Origin of the sequence: Dyadobacter soli (assembly GCF_900101885.1) — a bacterium.
GTDB classification, from domain to species: Bacteria; Bacteroidota; Bacteroidia; order Cytophagales; family Spirosomataceae; genus Dyadobacter; species Dyadobacter soli.
Window position 1 is genome coordinate 51,570 of the sequence record NZ_FNAN01000016.1, and the last position, 25,162, is coordinate 76,731.

Consider the following 25,162-nt stretch of genomic DNA (forward strand, 5'->3'; position numbering starts at 1 on the left):
TTACAAACCTTCTTACCATTTAAAATTATGAACCCGATCGACCAGTTCAGCGACGCGCAGTTCGCCAGCGACGAGTGTGGCGACACATTGTGGAACGAGGAAAACCTGAATCCACCCGGCGCGCAGGCTTCCACAGCTTACTCTTACCTCACCAATAATCAATCAATCACAATGAAGACCAAACACCAGTTTATCAAGATCAATGGCGTGAATATCTTTTACCGTGAGGCTGGCCCGCAGGATGCGCCGGTCCTGGTGCTGCTGCACGGCTACCCGTCGTCGTCGCATATGTTCCGGAACCTGATCACCAATCTGTCCGACCGGTTCCGCCTGATCGCCCCCGACTACCCGGGCTATGGAAGGAGTGAGCAGCCGCCGATCGCCGAATTTTCCTACACATTCGAAAACTATTCGAAGATCGTGCAGGCATTGCTCGACGAGCTGGGTATCAGCAAATTCAGCCTTTACCTGATGGATTACGGCGCACCGGTAGGTTGGAGGATCGCCTCGGGCAATCCGGATCGCATTCAGACGCTCATCGTCCAGAACGGTTGCGCTTATGAAGAAGGGCTGGAAACTTTCTGGGACCCCATTAAAGCCTACTGGATCGACCGGAACGACAAGGTTTCCGAAGATAAACTGAGGGGATTTCACTCGCCCGATGGTTTGAAATGGCAATACACGCACGGGGTACCCGATCCGGTCGTGGTAAGCCCCGACAACTGGGAAGTGGATTTACGGCACTTGGAACGCGAGGAAAACGGCCAGATCCAGCTGGATATGTTTTATGATTACCAAACCAACGTGGTCCTGTACCCGAAATGGCAGCAATACCTGCGTGAAAGCAACCCGCCCATGCTGATTGTTTATGGCAAAAATGATTACATCTTCCCCGTAGGCGGCGCGGAAGCTTACAAGCGGGATGTCAAAGACCTGGAATATCATTTGTTCGATGCGGGCCATTTTGCGCTCGAAAGCGTTGGAGAGGAGATTGCGGACAAGATCAGGGATTTCCTGGGAAGGAAAGTGCAATAACATTGCCGACAGGTGCTCCGGCATGACGGCTCCGGTGGAAATACCCGGTTACAGCGGCGATTTATCGCCGCTGTTTTGCGTTTTCAGACAGTTCGTTAGCTCATGCGGGTCGTTGGGGCATTTTGAAAAAATGCATTTTGCCCTTTTATTTGGAACTACATCTCAATTTAATGCAGGCGTCGTATGCGGTATAAAATGCTCATTGTGGAGGACGAATTCATTGTGGCCAATGATTTAAGGATCATTTTAACGCAGGCCGGCTATGAGGTGTGCGGCGTGGCGGCGTCGGCCGAGGAAGCCGATGCGCTTTTGCTGACCGTCCGGCCAAATCTCGTCCTGCTGGATATCAGGCTCGACGGGAAAAGGTCGGGGATCGACCTTGCCAGAAAGCTGCGTGCGGAAAGTCTGGCGTTTGTGTACATATCCGCCAACTCCGACCAGGAAACATTGGAAGAAGCCAAACGCACCGACCCCTACGGATTTATCGTGAAGCCATTCAGGAAGCGGGACTTGCTGGTTGCGATCGACATTGCGTTGTACCGGCACAAGCACGTGGTCGAGTCGAGGTTGAAGCAGGAAGGGTTACTGGAAAGTCAGTTGAAGGAACTGCACGGTAACGCCACTGACCCCGCACAAAAACTCCTGAAAATGGCAAGGCTTTTACAGCCGCATATCCCGTTCGATCTGATCGCTTGCGCGAGCTGGCCCGGTAATGCCGCGCATTCCGCACATTTGGCTTATCTGCGGGTCGGGTTTGATGAATATCAGGTGATAGGCAAACAGCAACTGACTACCGTTTCGGGCTTGAAAGAAGCGGTCGTTACCGCGGCGATGGATAGCAGCGCGCCTTTCGCAAATCCTGCGATCCACAACAGCGGCCCGCCGGTGCCTGATAACAATGCCGAAGCTTTGCCCAAATTATACCTGGACTCTTTCAAACTGCATTCCTACCTGGCTTTCCCGGTTGCCGCCGGAAGGGATTCGCAGGCGAATTACTACTTTTTGAGTCGCCGGGAAGGCGCATACCACCGGCAGCACATTGCATTGCTGGAACGGGTTGGAACGTACATGGCCGGCGGTCCGGCGGCCGTCGCTCCGGTGGCCGGCAGTCCGGGGGCTGCGCCAAAAGCCGGCATTGAGACTTCTGCTTCCCCGGCAAATGAAGTTTTTGCGCCCGGATTCAAAGGCATTGTCGGCAGGCACCCGCTTTTGCTGACCGCCCTGGACCAGACCATGCAGGTTGCGCCGTACAACACTTCGGTTCTGATACTGGGTGAAAGTGGTACGGGCAAGGAGAATATCGCGTTATCTATTCACGCGCTTTCGCCGAGAAAAGATAAGCCGTTTGTGAAAGTGAATTGCGCTGCCATACCGGCACAACTGATTGAATCGGAGCTGTTTGGTCATGAGAAAGGCGCATTTACCGGCGCCAGCGAAAAAAGAAAGGGGAAGTTCGAGCAGGCGGATGGCGGGACTATTTTCCTGGACGAGATCGGCGAACTGCCGTTAGAAATGCAGGTAAAATTGCTGCGCATTTTGCAGGAAAAAGAATTTGAATATGTGGGCAGCAGCAGCACCAGAAAAGTGAACGTACGGATCGTCGCAGCTACCAACCGTAACCTGGAAAAGGAGGTAGCCAACGGCACCTTCCGGCTGGACCTCTACTATCGCCTCAATGCTTTCCCCATTTCCCTGCCCGCATTACGCGAGCGGAAAAGCGATATCGAAGCATTGGCTTCCTATTTTGCCGACAAGTTTTGCAAGGAGTTCGGAAAGGCATTTCATGGAATCGAAGAGGCTATGCTGGAAGAAATGACGGGCTACGACTGGCCGGGCAATATCCGCGAATTGGTGAATGTGATCGAACAGGCCGTGATCCTTGGCAAAGGGAATTCCAGGCTCGAACTCAAACGCGCATTGCCGGGCGGATCGCCAGCATCAACCGGGAAACCGACCATTAAAACGCTTAGCGATGTAAAGCATATCCAGAACGAAACCGAGCGGGATTACATCACCTCCATTCTCATTAAGGCCAACGGAATCATCCGGGGCGCGCAAGGAGCCGCCGAAATGCTGAATATCAAACCCACCACGCTCGAAGCAAGAATGGCTAAGCTGGGCATCAAAAGGGAGGATTTTACTAAAAAAATATAAACCTGTCCCTCCATTTATTTTGGACGACGGAACCTGTACTCCAATTTTTTTGGAGTGTAAAGGGAAAAGTACTTTTAATTTATTTGCGACAAAATATTTTAATAGCTGACTTTCAATTAGTTATTTTTTAATTTTTACATTAATCACAATCCCGCGTATGTAGGCATACGTTTGGTAACAAAGGCTGTAAAAGTAAGGCGTTATCAAACTCACTACCCTCATGCAGTCAAAACCAACGACTTCGATTTTCAGGAATGAAAGCGGGCATAACATCTTTTACAGGAACTGGATCGTCGGCGGCAAACCGAAAGGGATCGTCATTATTGTTCACGGGTTAAATTCACATAGCGGTTATTACCAGGGGTTTGCGGAAAAATTGCTTGAAGCCGGTTACGAATGCTATGGGCTGGATTTACAGGGCCGGGGCGAATCGGAAGGCGAACGGTACTACATTTCTGCGTACGACGACGTGATCGCCGATATCGACAGGCTGGTCCAAGTTGCTAAATGCGAACACCCGGCCACGCCCGTATTCCTGCTCGGGCACAGCGCGGGAGGGGTGTTCTCCGCGGTGTATGCATTGCGTCACCAGGGCGAGCTGGACGGTCTGATTTCCGAAAGTTTCGCCTTTCAACTTCCGGTACCAAAGCTGGCATTGGAGCTTATGAAGTGGCTTGGCAAGCTCATTCCACGGACCAGGCTCGTGAAATTGAACAACAGCGATTTCTCCCGCGATCAGCTGGTGGTAGACAAGATGAACGAAGACCCGCTGATCCGGAACGAGAAGCAACCAAACCGTACCATGCAACAGCTGCTGCTGGCGGGCGAGGATTTGCAAAAGGAAATGTCCGCCATCACCCTGCCGCTGCTGATCCTGCACGGCACGGCCGACAAGGCTACCAATCCGGCGGGAAGCAAATACTTCCACGATCACGCTTCCTCGACCGACAAACAGCTGGATTTGTACGAAGGCTACTACCACGATCTGCTCAACGACAAGTACAACAGCGTGATCGTCAAAGATATTCTGCGCTGGCTGAACGAAAGAAGCTGAGCCTGAAACGATCGATTATCCTGAATCCCAATCTCTAAACAACAAAGTTATGCAAGACTATTCGGCACCCCTGAACTATGCCCCTAAACCGTTCCAAAATGCCGCCTATGCGGGTGATCTGTTTGAAATTAATGCGCTTACCACCGATTATTTCTCCTCCCGCGCCGCGCGAAAAGACCATTCGATCGAGATGATCTGGCTCACGAAAGGGCAGTTCCACGCGATGGTCGACCTGGAAACCTTCGAAGTTTCCGCGGGGATGATATTTTTCCAGGCACCCGGACAGGCCTTTTATTTCCGGTCGCTATCGGACCCGGAAGGCATTGTGATCCGTTTTCCTGCCGGTGTGATCCCCATGGACCACAACTCGACTTACCCCAGTTTATCCTACTGCACATCCAGACTGTTCCAGGTCGACGCATTGACCTCGGGTAGTATTATGAGTGCTATTCAATGCATGCAATCCGAACTTTTGAGTACCCACAGTCAAAAAACAGAGGTGCTTTCCGGGTATCTCAGGATTATGCTGATTTATCTGATCAGGCAGAAATCCATTCATTTCAGTTCCTCTTCCAGGTCCGAGGTCACTACACTGACAAAGAAATTTTTCGACCTGCTTGAACGGAAATATCACGTCAATAAAAAGGTGAGCCAGTATGCCGACGAACTGGCCGTTACCCCCAACTACCTCAATCAGATCATCAAGGAAGAAACCGGGCTGACGGCCAGCGCCAACATCCGGAAACGCCTGCTCATCCAGGCCAAGCGGCTAGCCCTTATCCAGAACATCAGTATGAAAGCAGTAGCCTACAAACTGGGCTTCGAGGATACGGCGCATTTCAGCAAATTTTTCAAGGTCGGGTGTGGCTGCAACTTCACCGATTACCGGCGTTCCTGCCCGATTGAATAGCCGGTTTCGGCCGCCGTAAGTGAGTTACGTATAAGCATTACAGTTCTTTAATCATTTCTTTTTTTAACCAACAATCCTACCTATGAAGGTGATCAGACCAATACTGGCCCATGCGGTCAGTACAGCATTTCTTTGTGTAAATCTTTCGTTGAGCGCCATTGCGGGACCTGGCAAGGACCAGCCGGCCGCCGATGTGAAACCCACCATTATCCTCGTCCACGGCGCATTCGCCGACGGTTCCAGCTGGAACAAGGTAATTCCCATTTTGCAGAAAAAAGGCTATCAAACCATTGCAGTACAAAACCCGCTGACATCGCTGGACGACGACGTCGCGTTTGTAAACCGGGCTATTTCGGAGGTAAATGGGAGCGTTGTGCTGGTAGGGCATTCGTGGGGCGGTGCTGTGATCACGCAGGCTGGAAACAGTGAAAAAGTAAAGTCGCTCGTGTATGTAGCCGCATACGCTCCCGACGAGGGCGAGAGCCTGGGCAGCATCAGTAAGGATGCCTATGAAACGAGAAAAATACCCAATGTGCCCGGATTTGCCGATCCGGTTGTTTCGGATGGGTATATCCGGCTCAAAGACGAGACGATCGTGAAACATTTTGCCCAGGACTTGCCCAGGCAGGACGCGCTGGTGCTTGCCGCCGGGCAGGGGCGCTTTCATGTAAGTACCCTGGAAGCCAAAATCTCCAATCCGGCCTGGAAGCGTAAGCCAAGTTTCTACATCGTCTCCGACCTCGACCAGGTGATTTCACCCAGGCTGGAAGCCGATATGGCGGCGAAAATTAAGGCTACCGTGTTCCATTTGCCTGCCAGCCACGTGGCAATGCTGTCGCAGCCTGCAAAAGTAGCGCAGGTGATTCTTAAGGCGGTTGAGGCTAAATAGAGCGGTTTCGGATATGCCTGCATTTGTACAACCGCTTTTGGACCTGCTGGGCAAGGACATCGAGCTGGACGACCCTACGGCGGCGCTGATCGCGGCCAATGCAAGGCCGGTCAAAATCGCGAAAGGCGCGTTGCTGCTCAATGCGGGAGAGGTATGCAAGGATATTTACTTTATCCATGAAGGAAAAGCCATTTCATACTTTACAGATTATAATGGAAAAAGCACGACGTGGTTTTTCCATTATAATCGTCCGGATGCGCCGGTGAAACACCTGTTCGCGGTGGATTACCGGAGCTTTTTGTCTGGTGTCCCGTCGAGAATGTCCATTCAGGCGCTGACCGATATTACCGCCGTCAGGATTTCAAACGAAGCGATAGACTTGCTGCTGAAACAGTCCGGGAGCTTCGGCGTGTGGCTGAGAAAGCTGCATGAAAAAAGCCTGGTCATTGCCTATGACCGGATCGCTTGCTTGCTAACCGCCTCTGCTACGGAGCGTTATCAGTTGTTCCTGAAAGACGAATCATACCTGCTGGATATGTTTTCCAACTACTTCATCGCCACATATCTGAACGTCACGCCCCAATCGCTGAGCCGGATCAGGAAAGGACTGGCGGGTGCGGAAAGCCCAAAGCCCATGTCCTGATCATTGAAATTTAACCCCAACCGCCTTCCTATGACCGTTCCCAAAAAGATTTCGATTGCCTCACTCTATGAGTTTACCGGCCACCATTTGCTGTGGCTCACGGCCTGGGTATCGTCGGTAACGCTCATGCACCAATACACCGATTGGGAAATCAATGCATTCCCTTGGTTTCCGCTGCCCCTGATCGGAACGGCGGTGGCATTTTATGTCGGTTTTAAAAACAACCAGTCGTACGAAAGGCTTTGGGAAGCGAGAAAACTGTGGGGAGAAATTGCCATCGCGAGCAGAATGCTGGTAACGATGGTGCTCAACTACAAGTCGGGCGAGCCAGATGCCGGCGAACACGCCGAGGAGCGGCAACAGATCGTGCGGCGTCACATCGCCTACCTTTACCAGCTTCGCCAGCAATTGCTCGAACCGCCGGAATGGGACCATCTCAGCCTGGAAGGGTTCTGGGGAAAAGGCTACACCAGCCACCGGCGCGACAAGCTCAACATGCGTTTCCAGCAGGAACTCGATAGCATAGCAATCGAGCAATACTTGCCTGCCGAGGAATGTATGATGTTGAAAGCTTACAAAAACAAAGCCCTGCGACTCCTGAATGTACAGACGCAGGTTATTCAGCAACTGTTCGAAAGCAAGTCGATCAACATGGTGCAGCAGATGGAATTCCAGAGTAATATCCGGAGTTTCAACGAAAGCCAGGGAAGGATGGAACGGATCAAACAATCCCCTTTTCCACGGAAATATGCCACGTTCAGCTTCATATTCGTTTGCGTGTTCATTTTCATGCTACCCTTCGGTATTGTGGGTGAGCTCAGTAAGTTAGGGAGCGTGGGCGTCTGGTTTTCGATCCCCGTCGGCGTGATCATCGGATGGATATTTGTGGCTATGGAAATGATCGGCGATTATTCGGAAAACCCCTTCGACGGCCTGCATACCGATGTGCCGATGCTGTATATCTGTCGCGAAATTGAGATCGACCTGCTCCAAGCGTTGGGCGCAACCGAAATTCCGGCCCCTGTAAAACCCAAAGCCCATGTCCTGATCTGACATGGGCTTTCAACCGGGGGGCTAGGCAATGCGTTTCATGAATGCCCTGATCTTTTCTGAAATGTCGGCGCCTTCTTCTTCGAGCGCGAAATGTCCCGTTTGATAAGCATGATACTCCGCGTCCTTCACGTCCCTGAGGTATGCTTTGGCCCCGGTCTCCGGGAAAAAAGGATCATTTACGCCCCAGGTAATGAGCATGGGCGGCTGATTGTCACGCAGGTACTGCTGCCACACGGGATACAGCGCGATATTGGTCTGATAATCGAAAAGCAAATCCAGCTGGGCCTGGTCGTTTCCCGGCCGGGATATCTTCGCAAAGTCGAGGTCCCAGGTATCCGGACTGATGTTCTCCGGATTTTTTGCACCAAATGTGTACTGCCATTTGATACTTTCCAATGTTAAGAGCGCCCGCATCGGTTGCTCGGTTTCGGGCGTCCTGTTTTTCCAGAAAACCCGGGAATCGGCAAAACCTGCGCTCAATCCTTCTTCATAGGCATTGCCATTCTGCGCAATGATCCCGCGAACCCGCTCTGGATGGGCGGTAGCGATCCTGAAACCGATCGGAGCGCCGTAATCCTGGATCATCAGCACATAGGACGATACATTTATCGCTTCAAGAAACGCGTCCATGATGCGCGCGATGTTCGCGAATGTGTACGCGAAAGTATCCGGCGAAGGGAAATCGCTGTTCCCGAAACCGGGATAGTCGGGCGCGATGATGTGGTAATCGTCAGATAGTTCGAGCAACAACCGCCTGTACATATACGACGAGGCCGGAAACCCGTGCAGCATTACGATCGTGTCCTTCGACCGGTCGCCAGCCTCCCGATAGAACAGACTAAGGTCGCCGACGCGCTGATTTTTGTAGGATAATTTTCTGTTAGTCATATTGTTATGGAGTTTTATTAGCGCCATGTTAACTGGCGGCTAAGAGCAACTCCAAAACTACCGGCCGGGAGGCATTGCGGAAATGGATAAACACTGGCAGTCTTTTGATCGATTATTGGTGCGACGCAAAAGCCGGCCGGACAGCGACTGGTGTGCAGCACGTCGCATCCCTTCGTTCGTCGGTCGCTCCGCGACGAGCTGCCATTGCCCGGAACACTACCGCTACACGTTCTTTATCGTACCGCCATCCACCCGGATAATTGCCCCGCTGATGTAGTTGGCAAGCGGACTGGTCAGGTAGAGGACCGCACCGGCGACTTCTTCGGGGTAACCGAACCTTCCGGTATCGTTGGGGATCAGGTCCTGGACGGCACGGTACTTGATTTCTTCCAGATCGGTACCCCATCCAAACTTCGGTGCCGCATCGATCAGCCATTGTTCAACCATCGGATTGATGATCGCGCCGGGCGAGACGACGTTGGACGTGATGCCGGTCTCTTTCAATTGCCGGGCAAGGGAAGCCGATAAATTGTGACGGGCAGCCAGCGTGGCGTTGTAATGCGGCTGCTCTTTGATAGGTTGTATGGCCAGCCCGCCGCCGATGTGGATTACACGTCCCCAACCGAGCTCTTTCATTTGCGGTACGATCCGGCGGATCATCCGTACGTAGGAAACGACATTGGCATTGTAAATTTCCAGCCAGTCGTCTGCACCGGCATCCGACCAGTTTTTGTGGCTGACCACCCCCGCATTGTTGACCAGGATATCGATCTTACCGTTTGCCAATGCGGCTTCGGCTACGGCATCCGCACCTTCGTCGGTGGCCAGGTCTCCGGTCGCGATTGCTGCAATGCCGCCCGCTTCCCTGATTTGCCCGGCAACTTCCGTCGCGCGGTGCTCGTTTCTGCCATGAACAACCACCTCGGCACCTTCGGCCGCCAGCATGAGGGCGATCGCTTTGCCCAGACCAGAACTCGCACCCGTCACCAGCGCGCGTTTTCCTTTCAATTGTAAATCCATTTCGGTTTTGTTTTAGTAAATAAATAATAATTAAAATCTGTCAGCCTCTGCCGAGTTTGCCGGGGGCGTTGCCGAATGCCTTTTTGTAAGCGTATGAGAAATGGGAGAGGTCATTGAACCCGATTTCCAGATAGATGTCCGACGGCCGTTTTCCTTTTTTCTCGATCAGGTAATGCGCTTCAAGGAGCCGCTGCCGGACGAGCCAGCGGCTGGGCGTCAGGCCGTACAGTTTTGCGAAGTCCCTTTTGAATCCGGACAAGCTTCTGCCGGTCAGGAATGCGAGACGGTCCAGCGTTACATTGTAGCGGTAATGTTTGTTCATAAAACCTTGCAGGTCGATTTTGCCTGGTTCGCTGAAATCGAAGAGCAGGTTTGCGAGAGACGGATTGCTTTCCAGCAGAATCAGGACGAGCTCACGCGCCTTGAGCTGGCCTATGTGTTCGCGAAGCGCGTGTTCCGTATGCACGTAGGGTAGGAGGGAATCAACATAGCATTCCAGATATCGACCCGGTTTCAGGAGCAGGACATTTTCCGATAAATGCGGGCCTTTGGAAGTAAGGTCATATTGCCGGCCGATCTCCCTTAACGTAATTTCATTAATATGAACAGAAACAGAGCAGAATCCTTCTCCGAGGGGCTTCTTGAGGGATTTGGCCAATTGATTTCTCCGAAAGAACCGGTAGTCGCCTGCCTGAAAAGAATACAGTTTGTCGCCTACCCACACGTCGTGGGCACCCGAGACGATGTAACTGAAAATGTGATCGGCGATAAATGCCTCCCCTTCGATAGCGCGTCCCTGGTATTGATTGTAAAGAATGCGCGGGGAGACGCTGGCTGCCATACTTTTTGTATCCATTTTAAAATGTCCGCCAGGTAGTTCCGGCATTGTTTTCGAATACAAAATTCGCTGTTTGGCTAATTCTCTGGTTTGGTCAAAAGTCCAATCTGCTTTGTTGAAACGTTCAATAGCTTGCCATGAATAGCAAAAACAAATAAGCCCCGGACCTTCAAATCCGGGGCTTGCTTATTTTGCTTAATAAAATGCTTACTACTGAATTTAATATGGTTATCAACTCAGTCCATAGGATCAGTAACCGGGATTTTGCTGAATTTTATCGCGGTTAATATCGATCTGGCTTTGCGGGATCGGAAAAACGAGGTTGTTCTCGGTCAGCTCATTCACCAGCCTGATCTGCTCTTTTTTACTATTCAGCACCGGTATCGCGCGGCCCGTGCGGACGAGGTCGAACCAGCGATGGCCCTCAAATGCCAGCTCCACACGTCTTTCCTGCTCGATGGCCAACCGAAATGCCTGCTGGGTAGCGGTATTGGCGGCAGTTTTGGTGGCAAGCCCGGCGCGGGTGCGTACCATATTCAGGTAAGTGAATGCTTCGCCGCTGGCCTGGTAGGCTGTTTCATTCAATGCTTCGGCATACATCAACAATACATCGGCGTAGCGTACCAGCGGGATGTTGTTGCCATTGTCGTTTTTGGCGACGGGCACGTCATAGTACTTTTTGATAAACCGGTCGGGGATTGTCTGGCCCGCTGCATTGACGTATGATGCTGCCACCGAAACATCCTTTCGGAGATCGCCGGTTTCGTAAGCATTGATAATGTCCAGCGTAGGCTGATTATTCCCGTCGCCGCCGAATGCGATCACCGCATTACCCGAATTCTGGGGAGCAAAGGAATTCGGCCAGGAGTTTCCTTCGCCCGCACCGCCCGATTTGTACTGCACATCGAATACCGACTCCTTGTTGTTTTTGTTCGATACCTTGAAAACATCCGCGTAGGAAGGCAGCAATGCGTAAGTGCCCTGGTCAATTACCTCTTTCAGCCTGGCGGCTGCGGGCGCATATTTTTTCTGTGTCAGATACACTTTGCCCAGGTATGCGCGCGCGGCGCCTTTGGTGGCCCGGCCATTGTCGGCAGCGGGGTAGGTGAGTGGCAGCACACTTTCCGCTTCGGTCAGGTCTTTCTCGATCTGCGCATAAACCTCCGCTTTCGGGTTGCGGCCGAATGAGTAACCTTCGTCGGGATTAGCAATCGGTTTCAGGACCAGCGGCAGGTCGCCGAAAGTTTGTACCAATGTGAAATACACCACCGCACGCAAAAACTTCGTCTCGGCAATGTACCTGTTCTTCAAAGTTTCGTCCATCGTCACACCGCCGATCCTGTCCAGAATGGTATTGTAGCGGGCGATCGCATTGTATCCGTCGTTCCACCTGCCGGAGATAAACGGGTTGGTGGTACGGATATAAAACCGGTCGAATTCGTCCTGGTCGGTCACCGATCCGGAGGCAACGGCCACGGTATTGTCCGAAGCGATTTCACCGAAGATGTAGCTGTTTCCAGCCAATCCTCCCGCCTGCAAGCCGGCATACCCGCCATTGAGCGCGTTTTTGAAATCGTCTGCGGTTTGGTAAAAATTGTCGCTCGTCGGCGTCGAAATGGGCCGCAGGTCCAGGAACTGGTCGCTGCATGCGCTGAGCAGGACGGTGGCGGCCAGGAAAATGTATGATCTTGCTATTTTCATTGTGTTCAATGTTTTGAAAAAATGCCGATCGCTCGGACTGTTTGATGCCGATCAGAATCCAATGTTGATACCCAGCGTGAAAGTTCTAGCCAAAGGATACGAGCCGTAATCCACCCCGGCCGCCAGCGGTCCCGGAAGCGGTGTGCCGGCGGTGGCGATGGTAGCCGATTCATAGTTACTCACCTCGGGATTATAATTGAGGTATTTGGTAAATGTGAAAAGGTTTTGTGCCGAAGCGTAAATACGAACCTGCTGCAATCGGGCCTTGCTGATCCACGCGGCGGGCAGCTGGTAACCCAGGCTCACATTCTGGATGCGCAGGTAGGACCCGTCTTCCACCCAGCGCGTCGAAATCGCATTGTTGTTGCCGGTAGTCCGTGCATTGGCGCGGGGCGTTACGCCGTCACCGGGATTTTCCGGCGACCGCCATCTGTTCAGTACCGTACTCAGCTGGTTGGCATTTCCTTCCAGGTTTTCAAAAAAGCGACGGCTCAGGTTCAGGATTTCGCCACCCTGAGAACCCTGGATCGCAATGTTCAGATCAAAACCTTTGTAGGTGAATGTGTTGGTCATTCCGTAAATGAAGTCTGGCTGGTTGTTACCGATGATCGTGCGGTCGTTCGCGTCGATCTTGCCGTCTGCATTGATGTCTTCATATTTCACATCTCCCGGCCGTGTAGTCGGGTCGTGCGGATGGCTATCCACATCCGCCTGGTCTTTGAATACGCCTATCTGTTTAAAACCAAAGAAGCTTCCGATCGGCGATCCGATCTGGGTGATGTTGGTTTCGCCCACGCCGCTCGCGCTGCGGATCGGGTCGCCCGTGGGACCGAGTGCCAGTACTTTATTGCGGTTCAATGAAAGGTTCAGGCTGGTGTTCCAGACGAATGCTTTGGTCAGGTTGCGGGTATTCAATGCAAATTCCCAGCCTTTGTTTTCCATTTTACCAATATTCTTCACTGCCGTACCAAACCCGGTCAGCGTAGGTACGTTCACGGATAGCAGCAGGTCTTTGGTAATGCGACGGTAATAATCCACGATTAGGAAAACACGGTTGCCGAACAATCCCACGTCGATACCTGCGTCGAGCTGCTGGCTGCGCTCCCAGCCCAATTGCGGGTTGGCGAGCGACGATGGTGCCAGACCATTCACCAGCGAGTTGTTGAAGCTGTAATTTTCGGAGCGCAGGGTGGCGACGTAGGGATATTGGTTGGTAAATGCATTATTCCCCGCTAACCCATAGCTCACGCGGAGTTTGGCCTCAGAAATTGCCGAAATGCTTTTTGCAAAATCTTCTTCACTAATTCTCCATCCCAAAGATCCCGCCGGGAAAGTACCCCAGCGATTTTCCGACCCAAAAATGGAAGAACCATCGCGGCGGACAGAGATATTCGCCAGGTATTTTCCCTTGTAATTATAATTGGCCCTCGCGAAATAGGAAGCGGATGCATTTTCAAATCGTACTGATGATGCCGTGGTGGTGGTGCCGCTGGCGCTGCCGTTCAAAGTTTCTACCACGTCGTTCGGGTAGGAGCTGCCTGTTCCCTGACTGTCCTGGTAATGGAATTTGGTCGATTCCATACCGATCAGCACGTCGAAATTATGTACCTCGCGGAGTGATTTGCTGTAATTGAGCGTTTGGTTGAACAGCCAGCTCAGCCCCTGGTCGGAGTATGCGGTACCCGTCGAGACGGATGGCGGCAAAATCTGGTTCAAAGGCATCCGGGAAGTACGGTACGCATTGCGGCGGTTGCCGCTGAAATTGACGTTCCCGGTCACGCGATAGGTGAAATCCTTGAAAAGTTTGAGTTCGGCGTAGGTATTTCCAAGCAGGTTGGTTGTAATGAATTGGCTGTTGTATTCGGTAATGTTGGCTACCGGGTTGGTGATGCCCGGATAGTTGTAGGGCGCCGCAAATGCGGTTTGCGACGTGTACGACCCCTCGGCGGCGTAAATAGGTATCATCGGCATTACCGACAGCGCCGAGTTGACCACCGCATTATCAGCCCAGTGACCCGCATCGCGCACTTCCTGCTGGACCCGGTAGGAAGGGTTGATGTTCAAACCTATTTTCAATGCCGGCAGCACATTCACTTCCACATTGGCACGCATGGTGTACCGGTCCATCGCCGACCGCCGGATCACACCATCCTGCGTAAGATAGCCGCCGCTGATGCTATACCGGGCTTTGTCGGAACCACCGGAGGCCGAAAGCTGGTAGCTGCTCATTTTGCCCGTGCGGAATATTTCGTCCTGATAATCAGTATAAGGAAGCGCCGCTACCTTGGCCGGATCGTCGAAATTAAACCACTCGAACACCTCGCCCCTCGGGTAGCGGTAGCGTAGATAGTCCGTCGGACGGGCGCTGTTAGGGTCACTGATCTTGGCACCGGGCACATTGTCCAGGTAAGCATTGTTGGAAGCATCTTTCCCGAACTCGGCAAACTGCTGCGAATTGATCAGGTCGAGCTTTTTACTGACCTGCTGGAAGCCGGTAAATATATCGAGGTTCACACTGGGCTTCCCGCTTTTGCCTTGCTTGGTAGTGACAAGGATAACGCCATTCGAACCTTTGGAACCATAAATGGCCGTCGAAGATGCATCTTTCAACACATCCATACTTTCGATGTCATTCGGGTTGAGATTCGCGAAAATGCTGGCATTTACGATGTTACCGTCGATCACGATGAGCGGCGCATTACCTGCGCTGATCGATCCGAACCCCCGCACCTTGATCGCCGGCGTCGCGCCGGGCGAGCCGCTGTTTTGCTGCACCACCACGCCCGGTATCTTTCCCTGCAACGCGGTTGCCACGTTCGAAACCGGCATATCGCGCAGCTCGCTCATGGGTACCGACGAAATGGCCGCCGTGACGTCGGCGCGTTTTTGCGTACCATAGCCCACTACCACCACTTCCTCCAATGCCTTGGTATCCGTTTGCAAGGTAATTTCTATCACGCTTTCGTTTTCAATGCTCTTTTCCTGCGGTACGTAACCGACAAAGCTGAAAATCAGCGTAGCCGACCCGTCCGGTACCGATAGCTCGTAAGTTCCGTCGATATTGGTGCTGGTTCCGCGCTGCGTGCCTTTGACCACCACACTTACCCCGGGAAGTCCTTCGCCTTTTTCATCTTTTACTACCCCGCGCACAGTACGGTCGGCCTTGTTCACCGGCGATTGTTCGCCCGCGCCTGCCGGTGATGACTGGTTCCGCTCGGGCGCTGCCGGGGAGCCAGGTGAGGGGGCCGCGGCGGGGCGGCTGTAAATCATGTATGACTTTTTTTCGAACTGCTCAAAAATCAGGTCCAGCGGCGCGAGGGCTTCCGTCAGGATGGTTTCCAGCTTCTCGGTTTTGCGTTCCAGTATGGATGCGTCTACCGTTTTCTGGTTCATTTGCCTGTAATTGAAATTGAAGGCAACGCCGTATCGGGACGATAAGCTCTTCAAAAATTGCGGCAATGCTATCCTGGCAGGCTTACCGGGCTGAGCGGGTGTTTCCTGAGGATACCTGTGCGCATGGGCCACTAATTGCGCTCGTGCGTAGGAATGCGTGAGCACCCCGGCACTAAAAATTAGCCAGCCACTACAAAACAGTAAGTTTTTCTTCATTGGAATACTAATTTTAGGGTTTCAAGTACGTAATGCCACCTGTTGCTTTTTACCTTGGCGGGGACAGAAGCGCAGGTGGATATTTTTATTCTATCACATAGGTCTGGCCGTCTTTACGGGCTTTTACCTGATAGAGTTTTTCAATCATGTTGAAGTAAGAATCAATAGAATCGGTCGGGATGGTGCCGGCGAAAGTTTCATTCCTGAATCCCGGCGTGCATTGGACCGTAATGCCGTACGTATCCCGAATCCAGTCGAAGATTTCTCCCAACGGTTTGTTTTCCAGGTACATCGCGCCATCTTTCCAGCCAAGCCGCGGCTGCGCTTGCACGGCCGCTTTGGCCAATACGGGTTTTGCGCGGCTCCGGCTGATCATTTCATTAGGTTTCAGAACAATGTCAGGGGTTTCGCGCGATTGATCCACCACACGAACAGCACCCGACCGGAGTACTACATTGACGTCGCCATGCCGGTTTACGACGTTGAAGACCGTACCAAGCACCTCCACATTCAGCTGGTTGGCCATATGCACGACGAACTTGTTGTGATTGGCCGTGTGCCGCACCGAGAACTGCGCTTCCCCGTCGAGCCATACCTGGCGGTTCCCGAGCGAATCGGGGGCATAGCGCAAAGTCGAGTGGCCATTGAGCCACACTTCGGAACCTTCCGGCAGCACGATATGCTTCCGCTCGCCATAAGCAGTCCGGTATTCCAGCGGTCCCGGGTTATACAACCACAGCCGGGCGGTGCCCACTATCAGCAAAATACCCACCAGACTGGCCGCCAGCATTACCCAGCGGTTCCGGCCAAGTGGCCGGACCGGGCGGAAAGAGCCCGGTTCGTGCTGCTGCACGGCGTGAACGATATTCTGAAAGATATCATGCTCTTGTGCCGACCGCTGCGCTTGGGAAAGACCATCTTCGGCCTCTGCGTCGAGCATTTGCTTCCAATGCATTTCCAGTAGCTCGCGTTCCTCGCGGGTGGCGGTGCCTTCTCGGTAGCAGCGGATCAGGTATTGGAGTTGCTTCGGATGCATGTGATGGAGTTGGTTTATTGTATGACGGGCCACAGGAACCACTCCCTAAACTATTGTCAAGAAAAATCTTTGATTCGTTCTAAAAAAATTAAATCCAACCCGCAAGTGATGGCTTCACTAGGATAATACTTAATATTGTTAGACTTTTTTATAGAGATCTGTCTCCACCATTCCATGCAGTTTTCCGCCTCAACGCCAGACCACGACGAGTTACTTGCCGGCCTGAAAGCCGAGAATGAGGCGGCTTTCAGGAAGATTTATGAAAAGTTCTGGTCGCCCCTGTATGCGGTTGCTTACAATCACGTTCGCGACCGGGCGGTGGCCGAAGAAATGGTTCAGGAGCTGTTCACCAAACTCTGGCTGAAACGCGACCAGCTGACCATCCACACATCCCTGCAAGCGTACCTGTACCAGTCGGTCCGTCACATGGTATACGACTACATTGACATGCAGCAGGTGCGGCGGCGCGTGCATGAGGAAATTCTCAGCCAGGGTTCGGAGATAACTCATCTGACGGAAGAAACACTCGATTTTCAGGAGCTTCAACTGAGATTGGCCCAGGCAGTCGATGAGCTGCCGCAACCAGCCCAGGCCGTTTTCAAAATGAGCCGTCAGGAGTATTTGTCACTGAAAGAAATCGCAGGCCGCTTGAATGTTTCATCCAAAGCAGCAGAATATCACCTCACCCGTGCATTGCGGATACTCCGGCTCCGTTTGAAAGATTTTGTTTTAATAATGTCTTTTTTCCAAATGCTGCGTTAGCGCTGCTTCTCTTTTTAAAAACATTTATTAATAGTATTTTCATATTCGATCCGTTTTGGTGTTTACATTTGTACGAATCTGCCTGGTATTCCATTGAAGATAGATGCCCTACATAATGAAGCGGAATTGCTGACTGATATTGCAGCAGGCAGCGAAAGGGCATTTGCCACCCTCTTTCATTGGTACCGCGATAAAGTCTATTCCGCCGCATTCCGGCTCACCCATTCCAGTTTTTTGGCAGAAGAAGTTGTCCAGGATGTATTCTTAAAACTGTGGGTCAAAAGGGAAACATTGCCCGAGATTGCTGTTTTCGAGGATTACCTCTTCATTATGGCCCGCAACCACGTCTTTTCCGCCCTCAAAAAAATGGCGCGGCAGCAAGCGCTCGTCGACGACCTCCAGCTCGAAATACCCGTAGCCGAAAATACGACTTATAACCGCCTGCTCGATATCGAAATAGCGGAAATCGTGCACCAGGCGGTGGAGCTCTTGCCTGCACAGCAAAAACAGGTTTACCTCATGAGCAGGGAACAGGAACTGAAACGCGAAGAAATCGCGAAAACGCTGCGTATCTCTTCCGAAACCGTGAAAACACATCTCGCACGCGCATTGCGCCACATCCGTGCGTACAGCAAATTGAAGCTGGAAATCTCGATCTCCTGGCTGCTGTTTTTCCTGGTAAATTAATTTTTAAACTTTTTTTTGTCGCATTGTCCCCCGAAACCGTTTGGCAAAAGTCTTTACGGGTGAAGGTCGGTAACAGCCGTCCGTAATCCTGACTATTTATGCAAAACCGACGACTGGACGACTTGTTTTTCCGGTATTGTGAAAAAAAGATAACCGACGAAGAGCGGGAAGAGCTGATGACCCTGCTGCTGGCGGACGATAACCGTGAGCAGATCAACGGGCTGATCGACCAGTTTATCCGCAGCGACGGGACGAAGCATTCGTTGTCGGACGAAACGGCAGACGATATCCTGAGTTCTATTTTTTCGGCTACCAGTCATCATTCGGACAATGCAGGCGCGCGCGGTTCCGGGTGGGATGAAAGTGTTACCGGGGAGGAATCCGGCCCGGGCGAGCCCGGCGCAACCAGGCCTATGTGGCTTTTTAAGCTGGCGGCGGCTTCGGTGGTGTTGTTCCTCATGTATGCGGGGTATCGCTGGGTGAACCGCGTACCGCCTGTACAGCCCGTGGCGGTGATGCAAAGCGTTTACGGCGACGATGCGGCAGCCGGCGGCAACAAGGCAAGCCTGACGCTGGCGGACGGACAAACCTATGACCTGAATACGATTACCGAGGGTAACCTGTCCGTGCAGCCCGGTACTACGATCGACAAGTCGAAAGGGGAGGTCATTTACGGCAAAACTATCGCGAAAGACGGTTCTCCGGCCTATAATGTGCTGCGGACGCCGTTAGGCGGGCAATACAAGATCGTGCTGCCGGATGGTTCCAAAGCCTGGCTGAATGCAGGTTCCAGTTTGAAATACCCCACCGCATTTACAGGTAACCGGCGCGATGTGGAAATGTCCGGCGAGGTGTATTTTGAAATAGAACCCGATAAAACCAGGCCGTTCCTGGTGCGGGTGGTGGATAAGAATGTGAAAGGTAAGGATATGGAAATCACCGTCTTGGGTACGCATTTCAATATCAGTTCCTATGGCGACGAGCCTACCATGCAGACGACCCTGCTCGAAGGCTCCGTGCGGGTGGAGAAGGACGAGGTCACCAAAGTGCTTTCGCCGGGACAGCAGGCGCGTGTGGCAATGGGTGAGGCGGCGCATGAAATCGCGGTAAAAACGGTGGATACCGAGAGTGTGGTAGCATGGAAGGAGGGACGGTTCGAATTCAACGGCAATATCCGGGAGATTATGCGGCAGATTTCGCGCTGGTACGACCTGGATGTAAGGTACGAGGGAAATGTGGAGCGAAAGTCGTTTGCCGGGACCATTTCCCGCAAAAATAATGTGTCGGAAGTGCTGAAAATGCTCGAAATGACGGGTGGCATTCAGTTCCGGATCGACGATAGAAAGATTACCGTAAAAAATACAGATTGATTACCTTCAACTTAACCCTGAAACAACAATGAAACGCCTGAACTCCTCCTGAGCAGCATTTGGAAGGATAATGAGGAAAAAGACCGGATGCGTTGCGACCGCACCCGGCCCGACCTGATTAATCCTGAGATCATTGGACAACGATACATTCACTTTTAACCAGGCATACAAAACTATGAAATTTGTATACAAGGGCAAAACCGTCCTTTGGGGAGCGTATATACTTATCCGTTCTCTGTGGGAGCTGTGCGCCATCAAACACCGAACCGACTTTGGCAAAGTTCTCCTGACGATGAAATTAACCGTGTTGATATTCCTGATTGGTACATTGCAGGTGCTGGCCGAAGACACGTTCGCCCAGCAGGTATCGATCAAAAAGAAGGATGCAACCTTATTGGAAGTGCTAAGGACCGTCAGGAAACAAACGGGCTACCTGTTCATTTGCGACCTCGAAATGCTGGACCAGGCCGAAAAGGTCAACATCAACGTCACCAATGCGCCTTTGAAGGAGGTGCTGGACGCCTGCTTTGCGGGCCAGCCATTGACCTACAACATTGTGGATAAGACGATTATCGTCAAGAAAAAGCGCGAGCCGGCCCGGAAGCCGAAGGAAGAGGCGAGCCTCAAAGAACCATTTTCCTTCACCTCCGACCCGGTTTTGAAGGAGCGGATGACGGAATTGATGCGTAAGAAAGTCAACCTGCAAACGATATTCGACATCAGCGTCACGGGCAAGGTCATCGACGAAAAAGGGGAGCCGCTCGCGGGCGTGAACGTGATCCAGAAAGGCACCCAGCGCGGTACTTCCACCAACGAGCAGGGCGTTTTCAATATCGACATTACCGATGCCGACGCGGTGCTGACATTCTCGTTTGTCGGTTTCCTGTCCCAGGAAGTGATCGTGGGGCGCCGGAGCCAGATCGACGTCACGTTGCGGATCGATAACAAGGCGCTGGAAGAGGTGGTCGTGGTGGGTTACGGTACGCAAAAGCGTTCGGACCTGACGGGCTCGGTATCGTCGGTGAAATCGGAAGAGATCAAAAGCCTGCCGGTTCGGAGCGTCAACGAGGCATTGCAGGGGCGTGCGGCGGGCGTACAGGTAACGCGTAATGACGGTGCGCCGGGAGCATCGTCCGACATCGTGATCCGCGGCGTGGGTTCCATCGGCGGGATGTCGCCGCTTTACATTGTGGACGGAATCCGGATGTCGGCAGGGAACAACTTCAACTTGCAGGATGTCGAATCCATTGAAATCCTGAAAGATGCGAGCGCAGCGGCCATTTACGGCGCGCAGGCGGCGGGGGGCGTAGTGCTGGTAACCACCAAGCGCGGCACGGTGGGTTCGGATAAAATGAATATCAATTTCAATGCATATTATGGTGTGCGCCAGCCGCGTAACCTCTATAAAATGTTGAACACACCGGATTACGTGAAAGCCAAAGCAGCTTCCGGCGTAAGTGTGGGCGGCTGGGGCGATCCGGCGACATTGCCCGATAACGACTGGGCAGACCAGGTTTACCAGAATGGCAGCGACCAGAGCTATTCGCTTTCGCTCTCCGGTGCCACCCCGAAAACCAATTACTACCTTTCGGCGAACTACCAGCGCGAAGGAGGTACCATGATCGACAACTGGTTCGAGCGGTACGGTATCCGTTCGAATGCGGATTTCAAGATCAATAACCGCCTGAAAGTCGGCGAGACACTGTACGGATGGAGTACCCGCGCCAACCCGGTGCAAACGACTACGTTTCCGTTCCGTTCGGCGCCGGTAATCCCGGTATATGACCCTACCAACCCCGTGGGCGGCTGGGCGAAGACCGGTACTTTCTTTACCGGGCCCAACCTCGTCGCGAACGAGCTGATCAACCACGCGAAGAACAATCAGTACGCATTGGAAGGCAATGTTTATCTCGATTGGGAAATCGTCAAGGGCCTGAACTTCCGCTCCACTTTCGGTGCTTCGATTTACGCCCTGAACAACTACAAATTCACGGAAGCCTACGATTTTGGCACCCTTAAAAACCTGAATGCGCTCCTGGTCCGCGAGCAGAACAATACCCGAAACTTTACCGGAAACTTCGTGCTCACCTACGCGAAGACATTCGGGCGTCACGAGGTCAAGGCCATGGTGGGTTACGAAGCTTACCAGTCTAACCTGAGCAATTTGCGTGGCGAAGCGCAGGGTTTCCAGGTGATTACCTATAACCTGGGCATGACCACCAACCCGAGCACCTACAAAACGAGCGGCGGAGAATTCCCGCAGACGCGCCTGCTCTCGCAGTTCGGACGGATCAATTACACATTTGCGGATAAATACCTGTTTACCGCCAATGTCCGCCGCGACGGCTCCGACCGCTTCGGCCCGGCCAACAAATGGGGCGTATTCCCGTCGTTCTCGGTAGGCTGGAAAGTGAGTGAGGAAGCATTTGTGCGGGATAATTTTTCGCAGGTATCCAATCTGAAAATCCGGGCGAGCTATGGTAAACTCGGCAGCACGAGCAGCATTCCGCAATACACCTACCAGGCTTCCTACGGAGGCACCGGCGGTACGAATATCCTCGGCCTGCCCAACGGCGACCGCTCGAAAGGCTATGCATTGACGGCCCAGCTTCCCAACCAGAATATCAAATGGGAGCAGGTGAACCAGACCGACATTGGTCTCGATATCGGCTTGTTCCGTAACGCATTGAACATCACCGCCGATTGGTACAGCCGCCAGACGCAGGACATGATCTACCAGGTACCGGTGCCGGTTTCGGCGGGTTTCTACGGAACGAGCGGCGTTTACACGAACATCGGCCAGATGAGCAATAAGGGTATCGAGCTGGCCGTCGACTACCGGGGTAAGGCGAAGGACTTTACCTATTCCGTAAGCTTGAATGCGGCATTTAACAAAAACCTGGTTAAACAGCTGAGCGGTACCAACAACAACCCGATCAACGACGGCGCCGCGGGCGATTACCTCGAAAGTACCGTCACGCGTACGCAGGCAGGAAGGCCGCTGAGCCAATTTTACGGGTACATCGTCGATGGGCTCTTCCAAACCGATTCGGAAGTTGCCGCATTGAACCAGAGCGCGCAGGAAGCCGCCTCAGCCGCAGGCAAGCCTACCACCGGCGTGTTTTTCCAGAATGCCGGTACCGGCGCGGGCGATCTCAAATTCCGTGACGTGAACGGCGACGGCCGCATTACCATCGACGACAAGACTTACATCGGAAATCCGTGGCCGAAGATCACCTACGGCTTTTCGCTCAATCTGGGCTGGAAAGGCATTGATGTGCAGGCGATGTTCCAGGGTGTGCAGGGTGTGGATGTTTTTAATGCAAACAAATATTACACCCAGTTCTTTGTCGGTGACTATAATACGACCAACGATATTTTCAATACCTCGTTTTTCAATGGAAACGGCCTCACCGATCAGCCGCGCGTGGGTACAACGGACGCCTCGGGCAACTATGTCCGCGACCCGAATTCGAACTACACCCGCATTTCCTCTTTCGTGGTGGAAAACGGCTCTTTCCTGAAACTGCGCAACCTGCAAGTGGGCTACACATTGCCTTCGGCGTTGGTTAAGCAATGGAAAATGAGCGGCTTGCGGGTTTATTTCCAGGCGCAGAACCTGCTCACTTTCACGGGCTACTCGGGCCTCGATCCGGAAGTGCTGGGTAGGAATGGTACCACCGCCCGCGGGCTCGATACGATTTACTCGTACCCGCGCACGCGACTGGTTTCCATGGGTATAGATCTGAATTTCTAATGGATTTTAACAGCTATCAAGCTATGAAGATATTAAACCAATTTCTCCTGCTGCTCGCGTTGACCGGCCTGCTTTCGTGCAGCGACGACTTTGTGAATGTCGAAAACCCCGGCGCGCTGGCTCCTTCGCAATACCCGGCTTCGGTGGCCGATCTGGAACAGTTGCTCACCGGCGTGTATGCGACGCAGCATGCCAATGGCCTGTACGGGCATACCATGCTGGCCAAAAATACCTGGCTCTGGGACCACACCACCGACCTCAGCTGGCAGGGTACCCCGACGTGGATTCAAATGGGCCAGAACAATTCGCAACCCAACGACAGCTTTCTGTACGACAACTGGCGCGAGCTCTGGCGCGGTGTCCAGCGGAGCAACACATTGTTGGCGGCCATTGAAACTTACCGCCAGAAAGCGCCCAACGACGCCGCGGCGATTGACCTGATCAAAGGGCAGGCGCTTTTCCTGCGCGCCTGGTACTATTTCCACCTGGTGTCGATTTGGGGCGAGGGCTTCAATGCAGGTACGGACGGCGCCAAAATGGGCGTGCCGATCATTACGGAAGTGGCTTCGGGCCTCGACGAAACGCAGGTGCCGCGCAAAACGGTGAAGGAAGGCTGGGATTTTATTATCAGCGACCTCAAAGCGGCGGAAGGCCTGCTCAAAAGCACCAACTGGACCGGCGCAACCGATAAGTACAAAGTGTCGGGATGGGCTGTGAAAGGGTTTTTGGGCAAAATTTACACCTACCAGGCCGACTGGGCGAATGCCAAAACCTACCTCAGCGACGTAGTGACCAACAGCGGCAAAGCGCTCGTGACGTTCGATGTGTACAAGGATATGTTTAATGGTAAAAATGAGTTCACCTCCGAATCGCTTTTTGAACTAAACCTCAATGTGGATATGACCGCCCGCGGTGGCGATGACCAGTCGATGGGGTCGAGCATCGGGATGGTGATCGCGCCTACGTATGTGAGCGACAATGGCGGGCAGGCGGCTTCGGCCTGGTCCAACGTGTTCCCGCACGCCAAAAACATCGCGCGTTTCGGTTTTAATGAAGGGCATTATTTCAAACCCGGCACCACGAGCGCCAACATCGCGAATGTGGACCCTGCCTATATTGCCCGCTCACTGGAAGCGAAGAAGAAGCAGACCGTCGACCCGCGCCTTTGGGTAGCGTGCTACCAGCCTTACGTGGACTCGATGATCGTCAGCGGCAAAAAACGCCCGATCTCGCATTATCTCGACATCACCGAGCTGGATATGGAGGCGTGGAGCTTCCGCAAATTCACGAACCCGACGGGTACAGAAGCGGAGATCAACATGTCGAGCGGTGCCAATTTCCCCTGGCTCCGGCTGGCGGATGTGTACCTCCTCTACGCGGAGACGCTCTCGCATTCGGGCGATAATGCGGGTGCATTGGAATACATCAACAAGGTGAAACGAAGGGCATACGGCTTGCCGGTGAATACACCTTCGGCATTGGATTACAAAAGCCTCACCGACGCCACCAAGGCCAGCGACGCCGTCCTGAAAAACGACCCGCTCAAATACGAGCGCTGGGCCGAGCTTTTCGGCGAAGGCCACTGGTGGCTCGACGTCCGGCGCTGGCAGATCGGCGACAAGGAAGCGGCCTATTACCAGCGCATCCGTGGCGGAGCCATCCAATGGGACCCCACCGACTACGCCCAGCCGATCCCGATCAACGAAATCACCGCCAACGTAAACATGCGGCAAAACCCGGGGTATTGATTCAAACC

The 25,162-nt window shown here is 53.0% G+C and carries 18 protein-coding genes; 12 read left to right on the forward strand and 6 right to left on the reverse strand.

Annotated features, from left to right (window positions below):
• Positions 1-27 precede the first annotated feature (27 nt).
• The 7 genes from BLQ88_RS24795 to BLQ88_RS24825 all read left to right on the forward strand — a co-directional run bounded on the left by BLQ88_RS24795 (position 28) and on the right by BLQ88_RS24825 (position 7,738).
• Positions 28-1,035 (forward strand): alpha/beta fold hydrolase, encoded by a 1,008-nt coding sequence (locus BLQ88_RS24795; RefSeq protein WP_090155533.1) that lies wholly within the window; start codon positions 28-30, stop codon positions 1,033-1,035.
• Positions 1,036-1,218: 183 nt separating this feature from the next.
• A complete protein-coding gene (locus BLQ88_RS24800; protein WP_090155535.1) occupies positions 1,219-3,189 on the forward strand; it encodes a sigma 54-interacting transcriptional regulator in 1,971 nt (656 codons plus the stop codon).
• 220 nt (positions 3,190-3,409) lie between these two features.
• The gene (locus BLQ88_RS24805; RefSeq protein WP_090155537.1) at positions 3,410-4,243 is read left to right on the forward strand and encodes an alpha/beta hydrolase; all 834 of its coding nucleotides are present in this window, start codon (positions 3,410-3,412) and stop codon (positions 4,241-4,243) included.
• Positions 4,244-4,292: 49 nt separating this feature from the next.
• On the forward strand, positions 4,293-5,153 hold the full coding sequence (locus BLQ88_RS24810; RefSeq protein ID WP_090155538.1) for a helix-turn-helix domain-containing protein: 861 nt from the start codon (positions 4,293-4,295) through the stop codon (positions 5,151-5,153).
• A gap of 82 nt (positions 5,154-5,235) precedes the next feature.
• The gene (locus BLQ88_RS24815; protein ID WP_090155540.1) at positions 5,236-6,042 is read left to right on the forward strand and encodes an alpha/beta fold hydrolase; all 807 of its coding nucleotides are present in this window, start codon (positions 5,236-5,238) and stop codon (positions 6,040-6,042) included.
• Positions 6,043-6,055: 13 nt separating this feature from the next.
• Positions 6,056-6,685: a Crp/Fnr family transcriptional regulator gene (locus BLQ88_RS24820; protein WP_090155542.1), complete on the forward strand. Its 630-nt coding sequence runs from the start codon at positions 6,056-6,058 to the stop codon at positions 6,683-6,685.
• Between the two features lie 30 nt (positions 6,686-6,715).
• Entirely contained in the window at positions 6,716-7,738 is a 1,023-nt protein-coding gene (locus tag BLQ88_RS24825) for a bestrophin family protein (RefSeq protein ID WP_090155544.1), read from the forward strand.
• A gap of 21 nt (positions 7,739-7,759) precedes the next feature.
• Here the strand turns inward: BLQ88_RS24825 and BLQ88_RS24830 are convergent, their stop codons facing one another.
• The 6 genes from BLQ88_RS24830 to BLQ88_RS24855 all read right to left on the reverse strand — a co-directional run bounded on the left by BLQ88_RS24830 (position 7,760) and on the right by BLQ88_RS24855 (position 16,830).
• Positions 7,760-8,626, reverse strand: a complete 867-nt coding sequence (locus BLQ88_RS24830; RefSeq protein ID WP_090155730.1) for an alpha/beta fold hydrolase — start codon at positions 8,624-8,626, stop codon at positions 7,760-7,762.
• Positions 8,627-8,848: 222 nt separating this feature from the next.
• Positions 8,849-9,646, reverse strand: coding sequence for an SDR family NAD(P)-dependent oxidoreductase (locus BLQ88_RS24835; RefSeq protein WP_090155545.1), 798 nt, complete (start codon positions 9,644-9,646; stop codon positions 8,849-8,851).
• Positions 9,647-9,686: 40 nt separating this feature from the next.
• Positions 9,687-10,532: a helix-turn-helix domain-containing protein gene (locus BLQ88_RS24840; protein ID WP_090155547.1), complete on the reverse strand. Its 846-nt coding sequence runs from the start codon at positions 10,530-10,532 to the stop codon at positions 9,687-9,689.
• 201 nt (positions 10,533-10,733) lie between these two features.
• Positions 10,734-12,185, reverse strand: a complete 1,452-nt coding sequence (locus BLQ88_RS24845; protein ID WP_090155549.1) for a RagB/SusD family nutrient uptake outer membrane protein — start codon at positions 12,183-12,185, stop codon at positions 10,734-10,736.
• Positions 12,186-12,236: 51 nt separating this feature from the next.
• Positions 12,237-15,794 carry a SusC/RagA family TonB-linked outer membrane protein gene (locus tag BLQ88_RS24850; protein WP_090155551.1) on the reverse strand — a complete coding sequence of 1,186 codons (3,558 nt, stop codon included), beginning with the start codon at positions 15,792-15,794 and terminating at the stop codon, positions 12,237-12,239.
• Positions 15,795-15,879: 85 nt separating this feature from the next.
• Entirely contained in the window at positions 15,880-16,830 is a 951-nt protein-coding gene (locus BLQ88_RS24855) for a FecR family protein (RefSeq protein WP_090155553.1), read from the reverse strand.
• A gap of 174 nt (positions 16,831-17,004) precedes the next feature.
• Between BLQ88_RS24855 and BLQ88_RS24860 the strand changes: the two genes are divergently transcribed.
• The 5 genes from BLQ88_RS24860 to BLQ88_RS24880 all read left to right on the forward strand — a co-directional run bounded on the left by BLQ88_RS24860 (position 17,005) and on the right by BLQ88_RS24880 (position 25,154).
• Positions 17,005-17,592, forward strand: coding sequence for an RNA polymerase sigma-70 factor (locus tag BLQ88_RS24860; protein ID WP_090155554.1), 588 nt, complete (start codon positions 17,005-17,007; stop codon positions 17,590-17,592).
• A gap of 93 nt (positions 17,593-17,685) precedes the next feature.
• Positions 17,686-18,279, forward strand: coding sequence for an RNA polymerase sigma factor (locus BLQ88_RS24865; RefSeq protein WP_090155556.1), 594 nt, complete (start codon positions 17,686-17,688; stop codon positions 18,277-18,279).
• Between the two features lie 98 nt (positions 18,280-18,377).
• Positions 18,378-19,649 carry a FecR family protein gene (locus BLQ88_RS24870; protein WP_090155558.1) on the forward strand — a complete coding sequence of 424 codons (1,272 nt, stop codon included), beginning with the start codon at positions 18,378-18,380 and terminating at the stop codon, positions 19,647-19,649.
• 175 nt (positions 19,650-19,824) lie between these two features.
• A complete protein-coding gene (locus BLQ88_RS24875) occupies positions 19,825-23,406 on the forward strand; it encodes a TonB-dependent receptor (protein ID WP_229212846.1) in 3,582 nt (1,193 codons plus the stop codon).
• A gap of 23 nt (positions 23,407-23,429) precedes the next feature.
• On the forward strand, positions 23,430-25,154 hold the full coding sequence (locus tag BLQ88_RS24880) for a RagB/SusD family nutrient uptake outer membrane protein (RefSeq protein WP_090155732.1): 1,725 nt from the start codon (positions 23,430-23,432) through the stop codon (positions 25,152-25,154).
• Positions 25,155-25,162 lie beyond the last annotated feature (8 nt).

Excerpts from the sequence above, each read along its gene's own strand:
- BLQ88_RS24805 (WP_090155537.1), top strand. The coding sequence starts at position 3,410 with ATGCAGTCAAAACCAACGACTTCGATTTTCAGGAATGAAAGCGGGCAT.
- BLQ88_RS24810 (WP_090155538.1), top strand. The coding sequence starts at position 4,293 with ATGCAAGACTATTCGGCACCCCTGAACTATGCCCCTAAACCGTTCCAA.
- BLQ88_RS24800 (WP_090155535.1), top strand. The coding sequence starts at position 1,219 with ATGCGGTATAAAATGCTCATTGTGGAGGACGAATTCATTGTGGCCAAT.
- BLQ88_RS24860 (WP_090155554.1), top strand. The coding sequence starts at position 17,005 with ATGCAGTTTTCCGCCTCAACGCCAGACCACGACGAGTTACTTGCCGGC.
- BLQ88_RS24815 (WP_090155540.1), top strand. The coding sequence starts at position 5,236 with ATGAAGGTGATCAGACCAATACTGGCCCATGCGGTCAGTACAGCATTT.
- BLQ88_RS24875 (WP_229212846.1), top strand. The coding sequence starts at position 19,825 with ATGAAATTTGTATACAAGGGCAAAACCGTCCTTTGGGGAGCGTATATA.
- BLQ88_RS24830 (WP_090155730.1), bottom strand. The coding sequence starts at position 8,626 with ATGACTAACAGAAAATTATCCTACAAAAATCAGCGCGTCGGCGACCTT.
- BLQ88_RS24850 (WP_090155551.1), bottom strand. The coding sequence starts at position 15,794 with ATGAAGAAAAACTTACTGTTTTGTAGTGGCTGGCTAATTTTTAGTGCC.
- BLQ88_RS24835 (WP_090155545.1), bottom strand. The coding sequence starts at position 9,646 with ATGGATTTACAATTGAAAGGAAAACGCGCGCTGGTGACGGGTGCGAGT.
- BLQ88_RS24880 (WP_090155732.1), top strand. The coding sequence starts at position 23,430 with ATGAAGATATTAAACCAATTTCTCCTGCTGCTCGCGTTGACCGGCCTG.
- BLQ88_RS24840 (WP_090155547.1), bottom strand. The coding sequence starts at position 10,532 with ATGCCGGAACTACCTGGCGGACATTTTAAAATGGATACAAAAAGTATG.
- BLQ88_RS24820 (WP_090155542.1), top strand. The coding sequence starts at position 6,056 with ATGCCTGCATTTGTACAACCGCTTTTGGACCTGCTGGGCAAGGACATC.
- BLQ88_RS24845 (WP_090155549.1), bottom strand. The coding sequence starts at position 12,185 with ATGAAAATAGCAAGATCATACATTTTCCTGGCCGCCACCGTCCTGCTC.
- BLQ88_RS24825 (WP_090155544.1), top strand. The coding sequence starts at position 6,716 with ATGACCGTTCCCAAAAAGATTTCGATTGCCTCACTCTATGAGTTTACC.
- BLQ88_RS24870 (WP_090155558.1), top strand. The coding sequence starts at position 18,378 with ATGCAAAACCGACGACTGGACGACTTGTTTTTCCGGTATTGTGAAAAA.
- BLQ88_RS24855 (WP_090155553.1), bottom strand. The coding sequence starts at position 16,830 with ATGCATCCGAAGCAACTCCAATACCTGATCCGCTGCTACCGAGAAGGC.
- BLQ88_RS24795 (WP_090155533.1), top strand. The coding sequence starts at position 28 with ATGAACCCGATCGACCAGTTCAGCGACGCGCAGTTCGCCAGCGACGAG.